The sequence below is a fragment of the Paraburkholderia sp. HP33-1 genome (assembly GCF_021390595.1).
Taxonomy (GTDB): Bacteria; Pseudomonadota; Gammaproteobacteria; order Burkholderiales; family Burkholderiaceae; genus Paraburkholderia.
Genome location: NZ_JAJEJR010000001.1, coordinates 2,637,901 through 2,659,390, shown reverse-complemented (window position 1 = coordinate 2,659,390; position 21,490 = coordinate 2,637,901). Strand labels below are relative to the sequence as shown.

The 21,490-nt window shown below is 62.3% G+C and carries 19 protein-coding genes and 2 tRNA genes; 11 read left to right on the top strand and 10 right to left on the bottom strand.

The genetic code is table 11. The features are described 5' to 3' along the window. Positions 1 to 56: 56 nt before the first annotated feature. Positions 57 to 896, bottom strand: a complete 840-nt coding sequence (locus L0U81_RS12115; RefSeq protein WP_233802938.1) for an alpha/beta fold hydrolase — start codon at positions 894 to 896, stop codon at positions 57 to 59. Positions 897 to 1,129: 233 nt separating this feature from the next. Here L0U81_RS12115 and L0U81_RS12110 point away from each other — a divergent pair, with 233 nt between their 5' ends. The 4 genes from L0U81_RS12110 to L0U81_RS12095 all read left to right on the top strand — a co-directional run bounded on the left by L0U81_RS12110 (position 1,130) and on the right by L0U81_RS12095 (position 7,399). Further along, a complete protein-coding gene (locus tag L0U81_RS12110) occupies positions 1,130 to 2,515 on the top strand; it encodes an amino acid permease (protein ID WP_233802936.1) in 1,386 nt (461 codons plus the stop codon). A gap of 165 nt (positions 2,516 to 2,680) precedes the next feature. After that, complete coding sequence (locus L0U81_RS12105) at positions 2,681 to 3,490, top strand: hypothetical protein (RefSeq protein ID WP_233802934.1); 810 nt, start codon at positions 2,681 to 2,683, stop codon at positions 3,488 to 3,490. A gap of 825 nt (positions 3,491 to 4,315) precedes the next feature. Further along, on the top strand, positions 4,316 to 6,910 hold the full coding sequence (locus L0U81_RS12100; protein ID WP_233802933.1) for a glycoside hydrolase family 19 protein: 2,595 nt from the start codon (positions 4,316 to 4,318) through the stop codon (positions 6,908 to 6,910). Positions 6,911 to 6,913: 3 nt separating this feature from the next. Beyond that, positions 6,914 to 7,399: a hypothetical protein gene (locus L0U81_RS12095; protein WP_233802931.1), complete on the top strand. Its 486-nt coding sequence runs from the start codon at positions 6,914 to 6,916 to the stop codon at positions 7,397 to 7,399. Between the two features lie 194 nt (positions 7,400 to 7,593). On the opposite strand, the gene L0U81_RS12090 is transcribed toward L0U81_RS12095, so the two are convergent. Beyond that, positions 7,594 to 7,678, bottom strand: a tRNA-Leu gene (locus L0U81_RS12090). A 123-nt stretch (positions 7,679 to 7,801) separates the two neighbouring features. Further along, positions 7,802 to 9,187 carry an oxygen-independent coproporphyrinogen III oxidase gene (gene hemN, locus L0U81_RS12085; RefSeq protein WP_233802929.1) on the bottom strand — a complete coding sequence of 462 codons (1,386 nt, stop codon included), beginning with the start codon at positions 9,185 to 9,187 and terminating at the stop codon, positions 7,802 to 7,804. A gap of 275 nt (positions 9,188 to 9,462) precedes the next feature. Here hemN and L0U81_RS12080 point away from each other — a divergent pair, with 275 nt between their 5' ends. From L0U81_RS12080 to L0U81_RS12070, 3 genes are all read left to right on the top strand, one after another. Then, entirely contained in the window at positions 9,463 to 9,738 is a 276-nt protein-coding gene (locus L0U81_RS12080; protein WP_233804310.1) for a YkgJ family cysteine cluster protein, read from the top strand. Positions 9,739 to 9,822: 84 nt separating this feature from the next. Beyond that, positions 9,823 to 10,416: a DUF1439 domain-containing protein gene (locus L0U81_RS12075; RefSeq protein WP_233802927.1), complete on the top strand. Its 594-nt coding sequence runs from the start codon at positions 9,823 to 9,825 to the stop codon at positions 10,414 to 10,416. Positions 10,417 to 10,506: 90 nt separating this feature from the next. Continuing rightward, positions 10,507 to 11,343 carry an undecaprenyl-diphosphate phosphatase gene (locus tag L0U81_RS12070; RefSeq protein ID WP_233802925.1) on the top strand — a complete coding sequence of 279 codons (837 nt, stop codon included), beginning with the start codon at positions 10,507 to 10,509 and terminating at the stop codon, positions 11,341 to 11,343. Between the two features lie 69 nt (positions 11,344 to 11,412). Here the strand turns inward: L0U81_RS12070 and trmB are convergent, their stop codons facing one another. Both trmB and L0U81_RS12060 read right to left on the bottom strand, forming a co-directional pair. Beyond that, positions 11,413 to 12,186, bottom strand: a complete 774-nt coding sequence (gene trmB, locus L0U81_RS12065; protein WP_233802923.1) for a tRNA (guanosine(46)-N7)-methyltransferase TrmB — start codon at positions 12,184 to 12,186, stop codon at positions 11,413 to 11,415. A gap of 126 nt (positions 12,187 to 12,312) precedes the next feature. Continuing rightward, positions 12,313 to 12,386 (bottom strand) — tRNA-Gly (locus tag L0U81_RS12060). A gap of 238 nt (positions 12,387 to 12,624) precedes the next feature. Between L0U81_RS12060 and L0U81_RS12055 the strand changes: the two genes are divergently transcribed. After that, a complete protein-coding gene (locus tag L0U81_RS12055; protein ID WP_233802920.1) occupies positions 12,625 to 14,325 on the top strand; it encodes a methyl-accepting chemotaxis protein in 1,701 nt (566 codons plus the stop codon). Positions 14,326 to 14,413: 88 nt separating this feature from the next. On the opposite strand, the gene L0U81_RS12050 is transcribed toward L0U81_RS12055, so the two are convergent. The 3 genes from L0U81_RS12050 to L0U81_RS12040 form a co-directional block, all read right to left on the bottom strand. Beyond that, positions 14,414 to 14,977, bottom strand: a complete 564-nt coding sequence (locus tag L0U81_RS12050; protein ID WP_018421532.1) for a YggT family protein — start codon at positions 14,975 to 14,977, stop codon at positions 14,414 to 14,416. A gap of 157 nt (positions 14,978 to 15,134) precedes the next feature. Continuing rightward, positions 15,135 to 15,455, bottom strand: a complete 321-nt coding sequence (locus L0U81_RS12045; protein WP_233802918.1) for an EthD family reductase — start codon at positions 15,453 to 15,455, stop codon at positions 15,135 to 15,137. Between the two features lie 95 nt (positions 15,456 to 15,550). Further along, complete coding sequence (locus tag L0U81_RS12040; protein WP_233802916.1) at positions 15,551 to 16,486, bottom strand: Rossmann-like and DUF2520 domain-containing protein; 936 nt, start codon at positions 16,484 to 16,486, stop codon at positions 15,551 to 15,553. A 275-nt stretch (positions 16,487 to 16,761) separates the two neighbouring features. On the opposite strand from L0U81_RS12040, the gene L0U81_RS12035 reads away from it, so the two are divergent. The 3 genes from L0U81_RS12035 (at position 16,762) to L0U81_RS12025 (ending at position 18,776) form a co-directional block, all read left to right on the top strand. After that, positions 16,762 to 16,923, top strand: coding sequence for a hypothetical protein (locus L0U81_RS12035; RefSeq protein WP_013090236.1), 162 nt, complete (start codon positions 16,762 to 16,764; stop codon positions 16,921 to 16,923). 386 nt (positions 16,924 to 17,309) lie between these two features. Beyond that, positions 17,310 to 17,615, top strand: coding sequence for a hypothetical protein (locus L0U81_RS12030; protein ID WP_233802914.1), 306 nt, complete (start codon positions 17,310 to 17,312; stop codon positions 17,613 to 17,615). 195 nt (positions 17,616 to 17,810) lie between these two features. Further along, a complete protein-coding gene (locus tag L0U81_RS12025) occupies positions 17,811 to 18,776 on the top strand; it encodes a threo-3-hydroxy-L-aspartate ammonia-lyase (protein ID WP_233802912.1) in 966 nt (321 codons plus the stop codon). A 72-nt stretch (positions 18,777 to 18,848) separates the two neighbouring features. On the opposite strand, the gene L0U81_RS12020 is transcribed toward L0U81_RS12025, so the two are convergent. Continuing rightward, entirely contained in the window at positions 18,849 to 19,529 is a 681-nt protein-coding gene (locus L0U81_RS12020) for a LysE family translocator (RefSeq protein WP_233802910.1), read from the bottom strand. A 46-nt stretch (positions 19,530 to 19,575) separates the two neighbouring features. Then, positions 19,576 to 21,150: a UbiD family decarboxylase gene (locus L0U81_RS12015; protein WP_233802894.1), complete on the bottom strand. Its 1,575-nt coding sequence runs from the start codon at positions 21,148 to 21,150 to the stop codon at positions 19,576 to 19,578. Positions 21,151 to 21,490: the final 340 nt, after the last annotated feature.

Here is a 21,490-nt window from a genome sequence, read left to right as displayed (position 1 = left end):
CCTGTCGGCGATGTCGCTCATGCTGCGCTGAGCCAAGCACCGTCGGGCGCCCCGACCTACTGCTGCCGGCTCAACTCGCGCGCCGCGTGATCGATCGCCTCCGCCACGGCCCCGGCGTGCGACACCGGGGCGAGATGGCTCGACGCGATCGGCACAATCTTTGCGCCGATCCGCCCGGCGATCATTTTCTGCAGATCGGGCGACACCGCCCGGTCTTTCGTCGTCAGCACATACCACGACGGTTTGTCTTTCCAGCCGACCTGATCGACCGGTTCGTCGAATGCACTAGCGGCGATCGGCACCTGCGCGGCGGCGAGCACGCGCGCGACGGTCTCGGGCACGTCGGCGGCGAGATCGGCGTGGTAGCGCGCCCGGTCCATCCACAGAAAACCGTTCGCGTCCTTGATGAGGCCCTGGTCCGCCGGCATCGGACCGCCGCCCTTCATGACGTCCATCGCCGATTCGTGCAGTTGCGGCGCGATTGCGGCGACATACACGAGACCGACGACGTTCGGCGCATTCGCGGCGACCTCGGTGATCACGACGCCCCCCCACGAGTGGCCGACAAGCAGCACCGGACCGATCTCGCGCGCGAGCACGCGGCGGGTCGCGGCGACGTCGTCGGCGAGCGAGGTCAGCGGATTCTGCACCGAGCTCACGTGATAACCCTTCTGCTGAAGCTTGGCGACCACGCCGTTCCAGCTCGATCCGTCGACGAGCGCGCCATGCACGAGCACGATGTTGCGCACCGGGCCGCCGGGCGCAGGGGCCGGCGCTTCGGACGACGGCGCTTCCATGGAAGGCGCGGCGGGCGCCGTCTGCGCGAGCGCGGACGCACTGACGCCCGCGAAACAGAGGCACAACACGGCGGCGCAACTCAGACGTTTGGGCAACATGTTGAAACTCCGCAGGCGGAAAGTTCACTTCGGCAACATACCCAGGCGCCATCCCCGTGACAATCACAATCCGCGCGTTTGAGTGCGGCGCAGAACGAAGGCGGGTGGCCTCGAAGGTCGGAGGAATAGCGGCCGGGGTAAAATTAACGGTTTTGCCGGGTCAGACCATGCCGTCCAGCCGGGCCATCTGCCGCAGCGGTCCACACGCAGCGATCTTCACACAGCAGGGCGTAATGAATAGTGCACAGCAGCAAGAGGGCCTGAAGCGCGGGCTCAAGAATCGCCACATCCAGTTGATCGCGCTGGGCGGCGCGATCGGCACGGGTCTTTTTCTCGGCTCCGCCAGCGTTCTGCAGGCCGCCGGTCCGTCGATGATCCTCGGCTACGCGATCGGTGGCGTGATCGCGTTCATGATCATGCGCCAGCTCGGCGAAATGGTCGCGCAGGAGCCGGTCGCCGGCTCGTTCAGCCACTTCGCGTACAAGTACTGGGGCGACTTCCCGGGCTTTCTGTCGGGCTGGAACTACTGGGTGCTCTATGTGCTCGTCAGTATGGCCGAGCTGACCGCGGTCGGCACCTACGTGCATTTCTGGTGGCCGGGTGTGCCGACCTGGGTGTCGGCGCTGGTGTGCTTCGCGATCATCAACGCGATCAATCTCACCAACGTGAAGGCCTACGGCGAAACCGAGTTCTGGTTCGCGATCATCAAGGTCGCGGCGGTGATCGGCATGATCGTGTTCGGCGGCTATCTGCTCGTGAGCGGTCACGGCGGCCCGCAGGCGACGGTCGCGAACCTGTGGAGCCACGGCGGCTTTTTCCCGCACGGCTTTCACGGGCTCTTCATGATGCTTGCCGTGATCGTGTTCTCGTTCGGCGGGCTGGAGCTGATCGGCATCACGGCGGCCGAGGCCGCCGAGCCGCAGAAAAGCATTCCGAAGGCCGTGAATCAGGTGATCCTGCGGATCCTGATTTTCTATATCTGCTCGCTCGCGGTGCTGTTGTCGCTCTATCCGTGGAACGAGGTGGCGGCGGGCGGCAGCCCGTTCGTGATGATCTTCTCGCAGATCGGCTCGACGCTGACCGCCAACGTGCTGAACGTGGTGGTGGTGACCGCGGCGCTGTCGGTGTACAACAGCGGCGTCTATGCGAATAGCCGCATGCTCTACGGTCTCGCCGAGCAGGGTAATGCGCCGCGCGCACTGCTGAAGGTCGACCGGCGCGGCGTGCCGTATCTGGCGATCGGCCTGTCGGCGCTCGCGACGTTCGCGTGCGTGATCATCAACTACGTGATCCCGGCCGAAGCGCTCGGCCTGCTGATGTCGCTCGTGGTCGCGGCGCTGGTGTTGAACTGGGCGCTGATCAGCCTCACGCATCTGAAGTCGCGCAAGGCGATGGTGGCCGCGGGCGAAACGCTGGTGTTCCGGTCGTTCTGGTTCCCGGTCAGCAACTGGATCTGCCTCGCGTTCATGGCGCTGATCCTCGTGATTCTGGCGCTGACGCCGGGCTTGTCGGTATCGGTGTGGCTGGTGCCGGCGTGGCTCGTGCTGATGTGGGCCGGCTACGTGATCAAGCGGCGGCGCGAGGTTGCGCGCGCTGGCGTGGGGGCTGCGAGCAGATAAACGCCGATCTGTTCGGGGCGCGTGAAGTCCTGCCTCACGCGCCGCGGTTCCTGACATGAGGCGCGCGCGCTGGTCACTGCGAAACCTATATCTGTTGCAGTGCGACGGAAAATCCGGCGCGGCGAACCGTTTATAGTTCATTGAGTTCCGTTCCGGGGGACAAGCATGAATTGGGATCGCGCTCTGGCAGTCGCAAACCTCGTGATCGTGGGGGTTACGTTGGTCGGGGGGGGCTATGAGTGGGTGACCTTCAAACGCACCTTCGAAGACCAGACGCTCAAACAGCTTGCCTACCAGAACGAACAACTGAAAATCGCACTCGGCACAGACGAACAGAAGCCAATCGAATATGCCGCCGACCTGGCCGTAACCCAGATCAAGAAGTATCCAGACGGCACGGCCCTGTATGACGTAAGTTTCGACGTTACGGACAAAAACACGTCCAACTCACTTATTCACGTTACGTACACCAGCGCCGAGCTGTATCTGGGCGATCCATCCACAAAGGTACCCGCTTTCGGGGCTGCTATTCCCATTAATGAGGCCCCCGACCCGTGGCACCCGCAGGATCGCGGGCTGATTTCGTGGCGGCGGATTGCTTACGAGGCGAACGTTGACGACGGGCCGACGAATCCCACCGTAATGAAGTGGATGCGCGACCACGAATACACGTCGATTTCGCACGGCGGACTTACCGGCACCCTTTCTAGTGGCACGTCGAACGAGTACATGCCGGAATTCCTGATTCGGGCAAAGCCTAGTCAATATGTTGAGGTGGTAGTCAGTTTCGGCGTGGACGATTCGCTGGACGTGGCTTCCCCAAATGTCGGACTCGTTTCTGACTCGCTGATACTGGTTGATGCCGAGGTTAGCAAGCATGAGGGTACGGCAGCTACGAGCCACTCCCACACGCATGGCAGCCCCAACTCTCACAATCGGGCCTTGCTGAAGGAGAAGCGGCGCACGCCGGAGTGATAGAGGACACGGGACAACTTGACGAAGATGGCGACGCGGAAGGTGGCCGGGGCTATCCTTGGTCGTGCCACTACGGCAGACATCTACGTGGGTAGATACTGGCTCGTTGGGGTTAATCCGGGCGTGTTGTGACGTGCTTCCATGCGAGAAATCGTGAGAGTTTCTACGCGTTTCCAACAGGGGATTGACTTAAGGTCAGCCATGATCGGGCTCAGCGCAGCATTGATCTTTGCTGGCTGTGACAAAGAGCCCTCGCCGGAACAAAAAATGGAGCAGGCTGTTTCGGCGGCGGGGACTAGTGCCTCGATTGCCGCCTCATTTTTGGTCTCGGCAGCTAGGCGATGCAGCGTCATCGGAGTAGATAACATAGACGCCTGCTCCAAGGTCAGTGGTTCGTGTTGTTAGACGAGCAGTCAGCTAGAGTTGCAGCGCAATTGGCAGTCGATCAAAGGGACGCGTATTGGGCAAGTTGCCTCAAATCCTTTTCACAAGCGTACTGCGCTCAATTACTTCAACGCGCTGTCGTCATTGAATTTAGAAAGCGGCTGCTAAATCTGAGTAGTGGCAGAACATAAGTTGTCCACGCGCGCAAACCGTAGTGGATCAGGTGCAGGGCTGAAACTCGGGTTTTGAGCTGAAGTACCGCAACTTAAGCCGGCGCGCTAGGGCGGCGGAAAGTCATTTCTTGTGCTAGCCCAGTGCAGTTAGCGAGGGAGAGTCAATTTTTGACAATTGTTGGCATAAGTTCAGAGTTTGGCTAATTGACGCTGCTTGTCCGTCGGTCATAGTGGTGCGGCCCTATTCATCCAGGAGCGCACCGGATCCATGACGAGCAATTCCGCACCGAATACCCTCCAGACACCGCAACCGCCCCGGACACGCCTCAAGCAACTGGCATTTGCGTTTCCCTTTCTGCGCAAGGCGCAAGGCAATCCCGGGGCGTCAGCCCCATTCATCGATGACCACGACATCTACCGGCTGCTCTCCGCAAGCGAGCCGACCGGTTCGTATCTCGTCAGCCGCAAGGGCATGTGGCACGGCGGAATTCACGTTGCGGAGGCTGGCGCCGGGCAATCACTGGACCTTGAAGCCGGCTTGCGCTGCATTGCGGACGGCGTGCTGATGGCCTGGCGCGCGAACCGGGACTACCCGCTCAGCGAACTGGCAGTGGACGGTGGTAACACGCCGTTTCAGGCTCCCTACAGTACCGGCTTCGCCCTCGTGCGCCACGAGATGGAGTTTCCGCGTGGCACGAAGCTGACGTTCTACAGCCTGTACATGCATCTGATGTCCAACGCGGACTACGACAGCAATTTCCCGAAGCGGCAGAAGCCGGCGTACTGGTCGCGGCAGTGGACGATCACGAACTACGCGCAGGACCGGCCCTCACCGCGTGCCGGACAGACTGCCGATGGACAGCTTGGCCTGCATGTGCGGAAGGCGCCCAACGGCCAGATCATCGGCATCGTGCCGCAGGGCGCGAGCGTCACCATCGGCAACAGGAAAAAGGAGCCAGGCGGCACGTGGGGCCAGCTAACGGATCTGAACGGAGCAACGCTGTATCCGCCTGTGGCGGGGGGCTATGTTGCGCCCTCCGCCGCTATCCACGGCTGGATTTACCTGGGCGTGCGGAACGGCGGCCCGGTTGCCGAAGAGAGCATCCCGGATTCGATCTTCGACCGGGTAATCGTCACAACGGACCAGACGTGCAGCCCGGGTGATCCACAGGGCACAGGTGGCGGCATTCCCGTCAGGGCGGGCGATCTGATCGGCCACCTTGGGCGCTATGACTCGCTGGACCAGTGCACGTCCGGAACCCGAATGGCGCATATCGAGGTGTTCTGTGACGAGGGTATCAGGCAGTTCATCAAGGCCGGACGCGCCTGGGTCAAAACCAACGGTGCGCACGCGACCCAGCGGAGTCAACTTGGCTTGCCCGCAGACCCGACGATTCTGCGCGTGGAGCGTGGAACGACCCTGTATCGTGCTCATGGGCAACCCGGACCGGATCCGAAACAGACCGACGTGATCCAGGTTCGCGCGTTTGCCACGCTGCCGCAGGATCCCGGTCACCTGTTCATCGAAAAAGACGCCGGCGCCGACGGGTACAAGCGGCGCTGGTGGAAAGTGGACGCAGCGGACGCGCAACGCAATCCGATCTCAGGGTGGGTGCGTGAGCAGAGTTTTGCCGGCGGTCGCGTGACCCATGAATTTGCGCAAAGCTGGATCGATTTCGAGTGCCACGACGAGGACCACGATCCGACGCACACCATTTTCGCGACCACTGGCGACTATGTGGACTATGCGCTCGGCAGTGCTGCGCTTGGTGCGGGGTCTATTGGCAAGCTGAGTCCGCTCATGGCCGCAATCTACCGCGTCCTGTCTCCGACCGGTGACGGTGCTCAAGCGGCGGACGACCTTTGCAGCATAGGACAAAGCCCCCTGGGTTCCGGATTTCCGTGGGCCGCCTTCAGGGCATCTCGTCTCATTCCACAGCACGAAAGCGAATGGGCGAATCCGGCGAAGTGGCAGGCGCTGGTCAGCGCAATCGAGCAGCGCACCGGGCCGAAGCCGGAGCACGAAGAGGAAAAGAAACGCATCGCGAAGCTCGCGTGGTGGGACGAGGTGCAGGCTGGGGTCGCGGGCTTTCCGGGGCCGAAGGTCTACCACATCAATCCGGTTGGATTGGTGGGGAATTTCCTAGCCAAAAATCAACTAATAACACTGGAAATGCTAGTAGCAGTGGAGCCATCAAACTTGCCTAATTATTATGAAAGCATTTTGCCATGCTTGAATAAGTACGCAGCAATCTATCTGGTCAATCAGCCAAAAAGAATTGCGCACTTTCTTTCGCAGGCAGCGCACGAAAGCCAACTGCGCGCGTCTGAGGAAGAGTTAAACTATAATCCGCAAAATATGAGAAAAACCTTTGGCTGCAAAGGCGGACCAAAGAATTATGACTCGCATTGTGACGATTGTACGCATGGCAGATTGCGAGATAAACTTTGGAGTCAATCGCAATATTATGCCCATAATTCAGAGCATCTTGCAGATTATGTATATGCGAATCGAATGGGAAATGGCGTCGAAGATAGTGGTGATGGGTATAAGTATCGTGGACGCGGGTTTATTCAGGTAACGGGGAAGGACGGTTACTTGTCGTTTCAAGATGAACATAATCGGAGATCGCCGGATGATCGACAGAATTTCATCGCAAATCCTGATCTCGTCTTCTCAAATTCCGAGTATGCCGTCGAATCAGCGTTTGTTTTCTGGGTGCATACTAATCTGAATTCCGTTGCTGATTCTGGAACGGTCAGAGATGTGAATCAAGTGGTGAACGGAGGGCAAACAGGGTATTCGGATCGTTTGCATCGTTTCAACATGGTTGCACCCATTTTAGGTTTGGCGACGGAGTGATCTATGAAAACAATAAATACCTTAATAATATTGATGTTTAATTTGATCGCCGTGACGGTCGCTTATGCAGAGGGGATGTGTAAATCCGGAGAAAAGGCAATCTTCAACTGCGAGCTGTCCAAATCAACTTCATCGCTGTGCCAATCCATGGATAGCGGCGCTCTAACGTATCGCAATGGGGTTGACGGGAAAATTCGTTTCGAGCTATCAAACCATGATGTTGAAAATGGACCGGTTTTCTATTTTTCAAATATTCCATACGCAGGCGGCGGGGAGGCTCATATTCGATTCTCAAGCCAAGAATACACCTACTATCTGTATGACAAAACAGTTAAAACTGACGAGGGCCCTACATTTTCTGCCGGCATTGTTATCTACAAAAAGCAGAACAAGATTTCGAATCTTGTATGCAGCAATGATGCCTCCATTCACGAGAGTGCCTATCAATCCATCACAAAGGAACCTTATCGCCCTATTGCCGCAAAGTAATAGCCTCCGAAACTCCCATAGAGGTCTGCACCTTTATAGCGTGTGCAGAGTGTGTGCAATCGTCAACGCACGTACCGAAACCCAATGCACTTTGATGCACAGTCGTTTGACGCTGGGAGGCTTGCTGGATAAGGCTTGGAGCCCGAAAGTACCGTATTTCTTGACTTTCGGAAGGGTTGGTGCAGTTGTTGTGTTGGTGCCCAGGGCCGGAATCGAACCGGCACGCCTTGCGGCGGGGGATTTTGAGTCCCCTGCGTCTACCAATTTCACCACCTGGGCAGATACTGCAGCGCGCGCATCGGGAGTTCAGCGCGCGACGAAGACGTAGATTATGGCCGAAAATCGATCGACGGGCAAGCCGATTGCTTTCACCCACCGCGGCGCGTTCGCGGCGAGCGGTGCTCAGACCGTGCGCGAGAACCGTTCGAGTGTCTGCTGGCCGAGATAGCGGTCAAATACCATCGCGAGATTGCGCACGAGCATCCGCCCGGCCATCCGCACTTCGAGCTTGCGTGCACTGAGCGAGATCAGCCCGTCGTCCTCGTATGCGCGCAGACGCGCGAGTTCGGGCGCGAACGTGTCCGCGAAGCGGATGCCGTACGCTGCTTCGAATTCTTCGAAGCGCAATTCGAGGTTGCACATGAGCTGTGTGATCACGTCGCGCCGCAGACGGTCGTCGGCGGACAGACGAATGCCGCGCGCGATCGCGAGACGGCCCGCGTCGATCGCGTCGGTGTAAGCGGGCAGTTCCTTCGCGTTTTGCGCGTATACGTCGCCGACCTTGCCGATCGACGATGCGCCAAAGCCGATCAGATCGCACTCGGCCCGCGTGCTATAGCCCTGGAAATTACGATGCAGCGTGCGCTGCGCCTGGGCGCGCGCGAGTTCGTCGGTGGGCAGCGCGAAGTGATCCATGCCGATGTACACATAGCCCGCCTCCGTCAGCTGTTCGACCACCCGTTGCAGAAGCGCGAGCCGCTGCTCGCTCGACGGCAGCGTCGAGGGATCCATCTGGCGCTGCATCTTGAAGAGCTGCGGCATGTGCGCATACGCGAACACCGACAGCCGGTCAGGCGCGAGCCCGAGCATCGTGTCGAGCGTGCGACTGAAACTCGCGACCGTTTGATTTGGCAGGCCATAAATCAGATCGACGCCGATCGAATGAAACCCGTGCGTGCGTGCGGCCTGCATCACCGACGCGGTCATCTCGAACGGTTGAATGCGATTGATCGCCTGTTGCACGCGCGGATCGAAGTCCTGCACGCCGAGGCTCAGACGGTTGAAACCGAGGCGGCGCAGAAGCGCGATCGTGTCGGGCGACGCCTCGCGCGGATCGACCTCGATCGAATATTCGGCTGCGTCGTCGGGCAGCAACCGGAAGTGCTCGCGCGTCGCGGCCATCAGCTCGGCCATCTCGTCATGCGACAGGAACGTCGGCGTGCCGCCGCCCCAATGCAGTTGCGAGACGGGCCGCTGCGTATCGAAACACGCTGCCTGCAAGCCGATTTCGCGTTTGAGCCGCTCAAGGTAGGGCCGCGCGTGCGCGCGATTTTTCGTCACGACCTTGTTGCAGCCGCAGTAGAAGCACACGGTGTCGCAAAACGGAATGTGGAAGTACAGCGACAGATCGGTCGACGCGGCGCCAGGGTCGGCGGCGGCGCGGCGGTAGTCGGCGGTATCGAATGTTTCGCGGAACTGCGGCGCGGTCGGATAGGACGTATACCGGGGACCGTTCGTGCTGTAGCGCGCGAGCAGGTCGGGGCGGAACAGGGAGTCGGCTAGGGACATGAGCGGTGTGGGATGGTGGGCGGCTCTCGCGGCGTGCCGCGGGTGCATCGCCGGTCGGGAGATCTGAGTTTAAGTGCGCGTGGGTGGACCCCGATTGTGTAAAAAGGTCGCACGGACAGGCAGTGGCACAATGCGGGTCTGGCAACGCGTTGCCAAGGTTTGAGTTCAGGAAAGATGACGTGGATCAAAGGTTGAACAGCGGAGCGCAAAGCAGCGCCAGGTCGAACGACGCACCGGTGAAAAACGGCGAGTTCAGGCGCGAATCGCCGTTTCGCGTGGACGGCCACGCGTGCCGTCCCGATTGCGGCGCGTGCTGTATCGCGCCTTCGATTTCGAGTCCGATTCCGGGCATGCCGGACGGCAAGCCGGCGGGCGTGCGCTGTGTGCAACTCGGCGACGATCTGCGCTGTGCGATCTTCGGCCGGCCGGAGCGGCCCGCGTGCTGCTCGGGTCTGCAACCGCAACTCGAGATGTGCGGCGCGAATCGCGGTGAAGCGCTCGCGTGGCTCACGCAGCTCGAAGCGCAAACACAACCTGCATTCCAGCCATGACGCGCGGCATGCGCCAGGCATCATCACGAATCACACCAGCCGCCTCAAGCCGATGTCCGCAAGGGCTTCCACAGGAGATTTCGCATGACTCGACCCGCAGCGCCCGCCCGGCGCCGCTTTCTGCGCGCGGCGCTGACCGGCGGCAGCGTACTTGGCATCACCGTGTCGCTCGCTGCTTGCGCGAGCCCGACGTTTCCGTTCATGCCGTCGCACTACACGTTCTCGCAGAAGCAGGTCCAGGAGGCCGTGCAGCGCAAGTTCCCGTATCAGCGCACGGTGTCGCAGGTGTTCGACGTCGCGCTGAGCAACCCGGTGGTGGGCATGCAGCCCGATGCGAACCGCGTGTCGGTGAAGCTCGACGCGCGTTTCGCGAGCCCGTTCCTGCAACAGCCTGTCGATGGCGTGTTCACGTTGTCGAGCGAACTCGCCTACGACGCGGCGAGCCGCTCGGTGATCCTCAAGTCGCCGAGTGTCGATAACGTCAGCGTGAACGGCCACGCTCAGGTCTATACGCAGCAGATCAACGCGGCCGCCGGGTTGCTCGCGACCCAATTACTGACCAACTATCCGATCTACACCTTCAAGCCCGAGCAACTGCAATTTGCCGGCGTCCATTACGAACCCGGTACAATCACCATTCTTACAAACGGCATACGCGTGCAGATCGTCGAAAAATGACACGCACGCGCGGCCACCAGGGCCGCGCATGCCAGTGATGACCGTGCCGGCCCTTTTCGTTGCGACAACCTACCGCGATAAGGGGCACGGATGGACTGGCTACTGGCTTGTAAGGCACTGATTCTCGGCGTGGTAGAGGGTTTGACGGAGTTCTTGCCAGTGTCGAGCACTGGGCATCTGATCGTCGTCGGCAGTCTGCTCGATTTCGCCGACGACCACGCGAAGACCTTCGATGTCGTGATCCAGCTCGGTGCGATCCTCGCCGTGTGCTGGGAGTTTCGCCGCCGCATCGGCGACGTGATCGTGGGTCTGCCGAGCCGGCCCGAAGCGCGGCGATTCGCGCTGAACGTGATCATCGCGACGATTCCGGCAGTCGTGCTCGGCCTGCTGTTCGAGAAGTCGATCAAGGAGGCGCTGTTTTCGCCGGTGCCAGTCGCGTTTGCGCTGGCCGCGGGCGGCGTCGTGATCCTGTGGGCGGAGGCGCGTCAGCGTGCGCGCGGCGACGCGGCGGTGCGGGTGCGAAGCATCGACGATCTGAGCCCGCTCGATGCACTCAAAGTCGGCCTCGCGCAGTGCTTTGCGCTGATTCCGGGGACCTCGCGCTCGGGCTCGACAATTATCGGCGGCATGCTGTTCGGCATCGAGCGCCGCGTCGCGACCGAGTTTTCATTCTTTCTCGCCATTCCGATCATCTTCGGCGCGACTGCCTACGAGTTGTACAAGGACTGGCATCTGTTCACCACCGATGCGCTCGGCAGCTTCGCGCTCGGCTTCGCGGCGGCGTTCGTCAGTGCGTTTATCTGCATACGCTGGCTCTTGCGCTACATCGCTTCGCACGACTTCACGGTGTTCGCGTGGTATCGGATCGGCTTTGGTCTGCTGATCCTGCTGATCGGTTATAGCGGCGGATTGAGCTGGGCCGATTGAGGTCTGCCGTGCGATGAAAAAAAGGTCCGCGGATGCGGACCTTTTTAGCTGGCTGGCTGTTTCGTCGCGTTACGCGGCGCCGCGCTTGCGGAACACGAGGTCCCACACGCCGTGGCCGAGCCGCAGGCCGCGTCGCTCGAACTTCGTCACTGGGCGATAGTCGGGGCGCGGCGCGTAGTTGTCGGCGGTGTTCTCGAGCAGCGGATCGGCGCCGAGGACTTCGAGCATCTGTTCGGCATAGTTCTGCCAGTCGGTCGCGCAATGCAGATACGCACCCGGCTTCAATCGCGACACGAGCAGCGCGACGAACTTCGGCTGGATCAGCCGGCGCTTGTGATGGCGCGCCTTGTGCCACGGGTCCGGGAAGAAAATGTGCACGCCGTCGAGGCTGTCGGGCGCGATCATCTGCTCGAGCACTTCCACCGCGTCGTGCTGGATGATGCGGATGTTCGTCAGCGACTGTTCGCCGATCAGCTTCAGCAATGCGCCGACGCCTGGCTCGTGGACTTCGACGCCGAGGAAGTCGTCGCCGGGACGGTGAGCGGCGATCTCTGCCGTGGTGGCGCCCATCCCGAAGCCGATCTCCAGCACGCGTGGGGCTTCGCGGCCGAACACAGCGGTCCAGTCGGGCTGCTGCGGCGCATAGGGCACGACGAAGCGCGGACCAAACTCGTCGAGCGCACGGCGCTGGCCGGTCGATACGCGACCCGCGCGCGTGACGAAGCTGCGGATGCGGCGGTGATACAGCGTGTTTGGCTCGTTGCCGGTGGGCTGGTCGGCGGCTGCGCTCGCAGACGTAGAGGAGTCGTCCGGCAGGCCGGAGTCGTTTGGATCGTGGATCATTGTCGATGCTGCTGCAAGGGTGAGGGCTGCGCGGCTTGCGCGCTGTGCCGGGCCGTTGCCACTACAAAAAAGCCGCCTTCAGGGAGGCGGCTCTTGCTGGATTCCGCTGAACACTCAGCCGGAAAGTGGAGCGGGCGATGGGAATCGAACCCACGGCTCTAGCTTGGGAAGCTAGGGTATTACCATTATACGACGCCCGCAGAACTCGCGATTTTACAGGCTTTTGGGTCGTTTGGGCAGGGGTATGGTCCAGATGCCGGCGTCGGAAGGCTATCTCTCCAGGTGAGCTTGTCGGAGCGCCTTGGCGGGTTCGCGAAGCCTCCAGATTCCGTGTTCACCTGCCGTTATCCCGACTGGTGCCAAACACCGTGCGCTTTCGCAACCGGAAGCCAGCGCGAACCCGGCGATCCCCCCTCCCGATCAAGAGAATTTCCCAAGATGCAGTGGTTTTCCAGTCTGAAGCTGAGCCAGAAGCTTGTCGGCTCGTTGATGCTGTGCGCGTTCGTGACGGCTATCGTCGGCACGGTCGGCGTGCTCAAGGTGCGCGAAGTCGCGACGATGCAAACCGAAATGTACGATCGCGAATTCGTGCCGGTGCGCGACGACGGCACCGCCGCGTGGCAGGCGGCCTCGCATTTCCGGCGCCTCTATTCGTACATCCTGAATCCGGAGCCGGCCGGCCGCGCCGATACGGTGCGCCTGAATCACGGCGGTGAAGCGGCGATCCTGTCGGCGTTCGACTACGAGCGCAAGCACGCGACCACCGATGCGCAGAGGCAGTTGCTAGGCGACTTCGACGCTGCCTATCCGGCCTATATGACTTCGGTCGCGAAGGTGATGGCGCTTGCCGACCAGGGCGATCAGACCGGCGCGCTCGCCGAACTCAAATCGACCACCGACCCGCTGCACGTCAAGCTGCGCACGCTGATGATCAAGCTGTCGGATGTACGCGACGAACTGGCCAGACAGCGCGTCGCCAACGGCGTCGAACTGGTTCGCTCGATGACGTGGTGGATCGGCAGCTGCGCGGTCGTCGGCGTCGCGATTGCGATCGGCCTCGGGCTGCTGGTGACGCGCGCGGTCGTGCGGCAGATCGGCGGCGAACCGGCAGAAGTCGCGAAAATCGTCGAGCAGATCGCGGGCGGCGACCTGTGCCAGCGCCTGCACACCGACAGCACCGACGAGCACAGCATCGTGCGCGCGGTCGCGAACATGCAGCGGCGTCTCGCGACGGCAATCGGCTCGATCCGCGAAAGCGCCGACTCGGTCAGCATCGCTTCCCAACAGATTGCGAGCGGCAACATCGATCTGTCCGCGCGAACCGAAGGGCAGGCCGCGTCGCTCGAACAGACTGCTGCGAGCATGTCGGAGTTGACACAGACCGTCAGCCGCAACAGCGACAACGCGCGCAACGCGAGCGCGCTCGCCACCCAGGCGGCGCAGGTCGCGAATGCGGGCAACACCGCCGTCGAAGGAATGGTGCGGACCATCGGCGAGATCAGCGGCAGCTCGACGAAGATCTCGGAGATCACCGGGGTGATCGAGGGCATCGCGTTCCAGACCAATATTCTTGCCTTGAACGCGGCGGTCGAGGCCGCGCGCGCGGGCGAGCAGGGGCGCGGCTTCGCGGTGGTCGCAAGCGAGGTGCGCAACCTCGCGCAGCGCTCGGCCAGCGCGGCCAAGGAAATCAAGGAGATGATCACGACATCGGTCGCGATCATCGAGGGCGGTACGCAGCAGGCGGCCGAAGTCAGCGCGACGATGGCGGATATCAAGGACGCGATCCATCGCGTGTCGGATATCGTCGGCGAGATCGCGACGGCCTCCGAGGAGCAGAACCGCAGCATCCATCAGGTGGGCCAGGCCGTCACGCAGATGGACGAGACCACGCAGCAGAACGCGGCGCTCGTCGAAGAGGCTGCGGCGGCCGCGCAATCGCTCGAAGCGCAGGCGCGCAAAATGAAGGAGACGGTGTCGGTGTTCCGGACGGGGGAGAGCCGCAGCTTTGCGATGGCCGCGCCGACGCAGGCGCCCGCGCGCGTACGTGTCGACAAGCCGGCGTTGCCTCAGCCGGCGGTGGCCGCGCCTGCGCGCGAGCGCGTGGCGGTGACTGCAGATAACGAATGGAGTACGTTCTGATCCGCCGCATGCTCTCGCAAACGGCGGCGCCCCAGGCGCGACGCGCGGCTCACCGCCGCGCGCCAGCCCAGCTACCCGCGCGATCAGTTCAGATCACAAAATAAGTCAGCTGAACCGCCGCGCGCGTGACGACCATCTGCAGCACCTGCACGATCACGAACAGCAGGATCGGCGACAGATCGATGCCGCCGAATTTCGGCAACACCCGGCGCAGCGGATTCAGGAACGGCGCGGTCAGCTGATAGAGAATCGGCATCGCCGGCGAACGCGGATTGAGCCACGACAGCAGCGCCATCAGGATCGTCATCCAGATGATCAGATTGAGCGCCCACTTGATCGCGGTCAGCACCGCGACGATCAGCAGCGTCGGCACGAGCGTCAGCGGATCGGCGCCGGTGAGCACGATCATCAGCACCACGTAAATAATCGCGGCGATCAGCGTCGCGACCACGCTCGCCCAGTCGATATTGCGCGTGCTCGGCAGGATGCGCCGCAGCGGCAGCACGATCCAGTTGGTGGCCTGCAGCACGGCGTTCGAGACCGGGTTGTACGGCGGCAGGCGCACGACCTGCAGCCATGCGCGCAACAGCAATGCCGCGCCGAACAGCGTGAAAACGGTATTGAGCAGAAAACGGGCGATATCGCCAAACATCTCGTGTCCTTATGCTTCTGATGACGGCCGCCGGCCGGCCGCGGGCTGCCGGCGTCGCCCGATCGGTGCGCGCCGGCGGTTTGCTGGGTTTACCCGGTTAGCCAGCCGGGGATGCGACGCCATTGCGCGCCGCCGCCCGATGGCTGTCTGTCCGGCATCACACGGAAATCCTGACCTCGCTGATCAGGATGGCGCCGTTGCCGCCGTCGGTGTAGTTCGGGATGTCAGCCAGCAGTTGCTCGGACGCGGGCTTGAACACTTTATAGAAGTCGTCCGCGCTATCGAACAGGAAGTGACCCGCGGCCACGTACGGCGGCGGCGTGCCCGGCGGCCCCCCGTTGAGGCCTGCGTCGACTGACCAACCCTTCAACGCCGGCCCGAACAGCTTCGCCGCGAGCGGCATGTGGGTCGCGCAGTAGTAGTCCATGTCGAAGCGGCCGTTTTCCCGATACGGATAGAGGATGCTGACCTTGATCATTGTGCGTTCTCGTCTGTTGATCCCGAAGCGCGGCGCGGGTGGTTGCGTGTTTCGCGAGTGGTTCGCTCACGCGCCGGACGTCACATTATCACGGCTTACTTGACGCTTGCACCTGCCGCGGCCTGATTGAGCGAGCGGCCCAGCGATTCTTCCACAGCTTCGGAGATCGCTTCAATCGCCGCAGGGGGCGTGGCGCGACGCCGGGCGAGGTTGACCGCTCGGCGCGTCAGCAGACCGTACAGCGTGGCATGGTCGCCGCCGAATCCTTCGAGCAGCGCGAGCTGCTTCTCCACGACGCCCGTATCACCGCGCGATACCGGGCCCGCGAGCGCGTCGGGCAGGCCCTTGTCGCGCGCGGTTTCGATCGTGCCGGAGAGCATCGGCAGCAGCGCGCGCAGCGCGTCGTCTTCGGCGAAGCCGAGCGTGCGCCACAGCGCGACGCATTCGGCGAGGCTGCATAGCGCGAAGCTCGCCGCGTAGTGAGCGGCGGCGTGATACAGCATACGGCCGCCCGGCGGAATGGACAGCGGATGGCAGCGCAGTGCGAGTGCGAGCGCGGTCAGCGTCTCTTTGAGCGCACCGTCGGCCTCGATCGTCACCGAGCAACCGGTGATCCGTTCGAGATCGGCAAGCTCGCCGCTAAACAGATAGAGTGGATGAAAGCCGCCGATCGCCGCGCCCTGATCGCGCGCCGGTGCGAGCAGTTCGACCGGCGATGCGCCGCTGCAGTGCACGAGCGCTTTGCCGTGGTGCCTCGCCGCGGCGCTTGCGAACCGAAGAGTGTGCGCTGTCGTACCGATGCTGTCGTCGGGAACGGCTAAAAAAACGATATCGGCGGCGTCGACGACTTGTTGCGGATCGTCGCAGGCCGCGCAGTGTTCGATCTGGGCGGCGAGCCGGCGCGCGGAATCGGCCGAGCGGCTCGCCACCGCGGCGACCGGATAGCCGGCGCGCGCAAACGCGAGCGCGAGGCAGCGCGCGAGCCGCCCCGCGCCGATGAAGCCGACGCGCGGCAAGGAAGACTGGGACATGGTCACCTGCTCCGGACGGATCGTATGAACGGGAAAGCAGCAGTATCGCGCATCCGGCGAAGCGCGGGCGCGATCCGGCCCTTGCATGGTCGGACAGCTGTCGTCGGATGAGTTTGCGGGCGATATGGCATCCGCGGTCGGTCATCGGGTGGCACGACGCCCGCGGGGCTGGAAACTGCTCACAATCGTGAGTGACAGGGATCAGCGGTCGATGAGCCGGTTTGGCAGTTGTAGTTCCGTACTTCGTTCGCAGTCAGAAATTCGGGAGGGTCGAGATGAGTATTTTTTCTTACCGAAAGCACTTGCGGTTCCTGACGCACGCCCAGCGCCGGCGCTGGTGGGATCAGAAGAAGCGCCTGACGCCGCGCGTGCGGATCAGCGGCGCCTACGTGCCACCGAACGTGTCCCGCGAATTCGTGTACGTGAAGGTCGGCTAGGCGCACGGTCTTCGCAGGTGAGAAATGCCCGGCTCAATCAATTAGCCGGGCATTTTTTATTGAGAAATTTCTTCCGGCTGTCAGGATTGAAGCGAATTTGTAATTAAACATTACCGATGCGCGAACTCAGACACGCGCGTTCGATCAGACCTGTAACGCGCGTTCCGTCAGTCGCGTGCAAACCCCTTGATTCCCGGCCCATTTCACCCTCATCGCGGCGGTGCGCAGGTGAACGCGCGCGGCGATCGACAAACCGCTTCCGGTCGCTCATTGCAATTTGCAACAAATGCGAACAGTTCGGCCGGGGCTTTTTAGATACATTGGTTCAACAGCATGCGAGGCATGCGTAGTGGGCGACCTTGGTAGGCCGCTCGAGGAGAGCAGAAGTGAAAAAGATCGTTCCGTTTGTCGTTGCAGCCGCACTCGGCCTTGGACTGGCCGGGGCCGCTGAGGCAGGTGTTTCCGTCGGTATCGGTGTTGGGGTGCCGATTGCGCCGGCTTATCCGGTTTATGCGGCGCCGCCGCCGGTCTACTACGCTCCGCCGCCGCCGGTCTACTACGCGCCGCCCGCGCCGGTTTATGCGCCGGTTCCGGTCGTGGTCGGCGGCTACTACGGGTATGGCCACCCTTATTATCGTGGCTACTACCACGGCTATCGCGGCTACTACGGGCATCCCTACTATCGCCGCTAAGCGCGGGCGCGCATGAGGCGCGCGAGAACCTCGACGGCGTAACGCCGGCTCATCTGCCGGGTTGCGCCGCTTTTCTTTTGCGTTGCCGGTTTTCGTTTTCCGCGACGGCGTTGACGCTTCGCGCAAGCGCCGTTCCAAAGCACCGGTGAAGCTGGGAGAATGGCTGTTCCGCCACCGCTCAGGAGAGTTTCGCCGATGCAAGCGCTTCCCGCTCCCACCTTCGACGACGTCCTCGACGCCGCCGCGCGTCTCGAAGGCGTCGCGCACCGTACCCCCGTTCTGACGTCGAGCACGTTCAACGAGCGCACTGGCGCGTCGGTCTTCGTCAAGTGCGAAAACTTCCAGCGCATGGGCGCGTTCAAGTTCCGCGGAGCGTACAACGCGATTTCGCATTTCGACGCGGAGCAGCGCAAAGCGGGCGTGTTGACCTATTCGTCGGGTAATCACGCACAGGCGATCGCGCTATCGGCGCGCCTCGCCGGCATTCACGCGACGATCGTGATGCCGCACGACGCGCCCGAGGCCAAGGTCGCCGCGACGAAAGGCTACGGCGGCGAAGTAATCACCTACGACCGCTACAAGGAAAACCGCGAGGAAATCGGCCGCCGGCTCGCCGAGGAGCGCGGCATGACGTTGATTCCGCCGTACGACCATCCGCATGTGATCGCCGGGCAGGGCACCGCGGTCAAGGAGCTGATCGACGAAACCGGTCCGCTCGACATGTTGTTCGTGTGCCTGGGCGGCGGCGGGTTGCTCAGCGGCAGCGCGTTGTCGGCGGCTGCGCTGAGCCCGGCTTGCACGGTGATCGGCATCGAGCCCGAGGCGGGCAACGACGGCCAGCAGTCGCTCGCGCGCGGTGAGATCGTCCATATCGACACCCCGCGCACGATCGCCGATGGCGCTGCCTCGACCCATCTGGGCGACTACACGTTCGCGATCATCCGCCAGCTGGTCGCGCGAATCGAAACGGTCAGCGACGTGCAGCTGATCGAGACGATGCGCTTTTTCGCGCAGCGCATGAAGATCGTCGTCGAACCGACCGGTTGCCTCGCCGCGGCGGCGGTGCTGAACGGCATCGTGCCAGTGAAGGGCAAGCGGGTCGGCGTGGTGGTGAGCGGTGGTAACGTCGACCTGCCGAAGCTCGCGCAATACCTCGCATGAGCGGCTCACGTCGAGTCGCCTGACGGAAGAACGGCTCGCCGATGCGAGCCGTTTTCTTTTCAGTGGGCCGCTTCAGCTTGCCACTTGCGCGGGGCGCTGCACGATCAGATCGTGATACCCGTTGACGATCACGCTGTACGAGAAATACGCGAACAGCAGCGCCGACAGAACGTGACACGCGCGCAGCAGACCGGCGCCGGCGCGCTTGCGGCCGTGGCTGCCGAGTCCGCAGATAAAAAGCGTCCAGCACAGGCCGCCGAGGAAAAAGCCGCCGAGGAAGATCAACGCGGTCGTCGGGCTCGTTGCGCCAGCTTTCGCGATCAGCGCGCCGCCGACTGCCGCGAACCATAGAATCGCCGACGGCGACGACACCGCGAGCAGCACGCCGCGCAGAAACCCGCGCCATGCGGATCGATGCGGCACTGGCGCAGTGCCGTCGCCAGCGACCGCGGGCGCCGTGGCTGGGACCATCGCTTCACGCGCCATCTTCCAGGTGAGAAACAGCAGGATCGCCGCACCGCCGATCCATACGACCCAGCGCACCGACTCGAACTGCAGCAGCGCGGCCATGCCCGCGAGCGCGAGCGCCGCGTAAATGAGGTCGCCGACGCATGAGCCGAGGCCGAGCCAGAAGCCCGGCCGGAAGCCGTGCGATAGCGTCAGCGAAATGATCGCGACGTTGACGAGACCGATATCGAGGCACAGCGACAGCGACAGAAAAAATCCGTCCGACATCATTGAAAAAGCGTGCATCCCCGCTAGCGCTCCATCCGTTATTGATTGTGTTGTCCGGCGAGCGTTACAGGCCGAGGCCCAACTCGTTCCACAAGCTATCGACACGCTGTTTGACCGCGTCGTCCATCACGATCGGGCGACCCCATTCGCGGTCGGTTTCGCCCGGCCACTTGTTGGTCGCGTCGAGTCCCATTTTCGAGCCGAGCCCGGCCACCGGCGACGCGAAATCGAGATAGTCGATCGGCGTGCGGTCGACCAGCACCGTGTCGCGCGTCGGGTCGACCCGCGTCGTGATCGCCCAGATCACTTCCTTCCAGTCGCGGATATTGACGTCCTCGTCGACGACGACGATGAACTTGGTATACATAAACTGCCGCAGAAAGCTCCACACGCCGAACATCACGCGTTTTGCGTGGCCGGGATAGCTCTTCTTCATCTGCACGATCGCCATGCGGTAGCTGCAGCCTTCGGGCGGCAGGTAGAAGTCCGTGATCTCGGTGAACTGCTTCTGCAGCAGCGGCACGAACACTTCGTTCAGCGCGACGCCGAGCACCGCGGGTTCGTCGGGCGGTTTACCAGTGTAGGTGGAGTGATAAATCGCGTCGCGACGCATCGTGATGCGCTCGACCGTGAAAACCGGGAACCATTCTTGTTCGTTGTAGTAGCCGGTGTGGTCGCCATACGGGCCTTCGAGCGCGTGTTCGTACGTGGCCGAGGCACCCTTCGTCGGACGCGGCGGCGCGCCAGCCGGAGCGGGCGAGGGCGCGCCTTCCTGCGGATAGATGAAGCCCTCGAGCACGATCTCGGCACGCGCAGGCACCTGCAGACCGTCGACACCCGGCGTGATGCACTTCGCGAGCTCGGTGCGCCCGCCGCGCAGCAGGCCGGCGAACTGATATTCGGACAGCGTGTCGGGCACCGGCGTGACCGCGCCGAGTATTGTCGCCGGGTCGGCGCCGAGCACGACGGCCACCGGATAGGGCTTGCCGGGATTTTTCAGCGCGAACTCACGGAAATCGAGCGCGCCGCCGCGATGCGCGAGCCAGCGCATGATCAGTTTGTTACGTCCGATCAGTTGCTGGCGATAGATACCTAAGTTTTGTCGGCTCTTATTTGGCCCTTTTGTGACGGTCAGGCCCCAGGTAATCAGGGGTCCGGCATCGCCGGGCCAGCAGGTCTGAATGGGCAGTTTGGCGAGGTCGACATCGTTGCCCTCCCAGACGATTTCCTGACAGGGTGGCGAGCTGACCGTCTTCGGCGCCATGTCCCACACCGCCTTCGCCAGCGACAGCAGCTTGCCCGCGTCCCTAAGCCCTTTCGGCGGTTCGGGTTCCTTCAGCGCGGAGAGCAGCCGGCCGACGTCGCGTAGTGATTCGAGCGCCGCCTGGTCGCCTTCGCCCGCTTCGGCATCGATGCCCATGCCGAGCGCGACGCGGCGCGGCGTGCCGAACAGATTGCCGAGCACCGGGAACGCATGCCGCTCCGTGTTCTCGAACAGCAGAGCCGGCCCTTGCGCGCGCAGCACGCGGTCGCACAGTTCGGTCATTTCGAGATTCGGCGATACCTGTTGCGAGATTCGGCGCAGTTCACCGATCGTCTCGAGGCGGCCGATGAAATCGCGCAGGTCTTTGTATTTCATCTGTGACGGTTCAGGCCGCATGCGCGGCGCATTGGACTGGGAGCGCAGGAGGAACGGCGGTGGTACCTGTCTGGCGCAAAAAAACGATTGTCGATTTTACATGCGTTAGCTAGCGCACGTAGATCAACCAAATCGCCTATCCCAAACAGCCAGGGTCGGATCGCTCAAAACGCGTGTAGAGCGCGGTTCTCGGCCGACTGAACACTGTTCATAATAACAAATAGTTATAATTGTTGCATTCTATAGTGTTGACGATCTATAAAACCGTGCATAGAATCCGTCCACATTGGTTGTAGTGGCGTTAACCTTTTTACCGTCGCCCCCGGTCCTAAGACGCAAC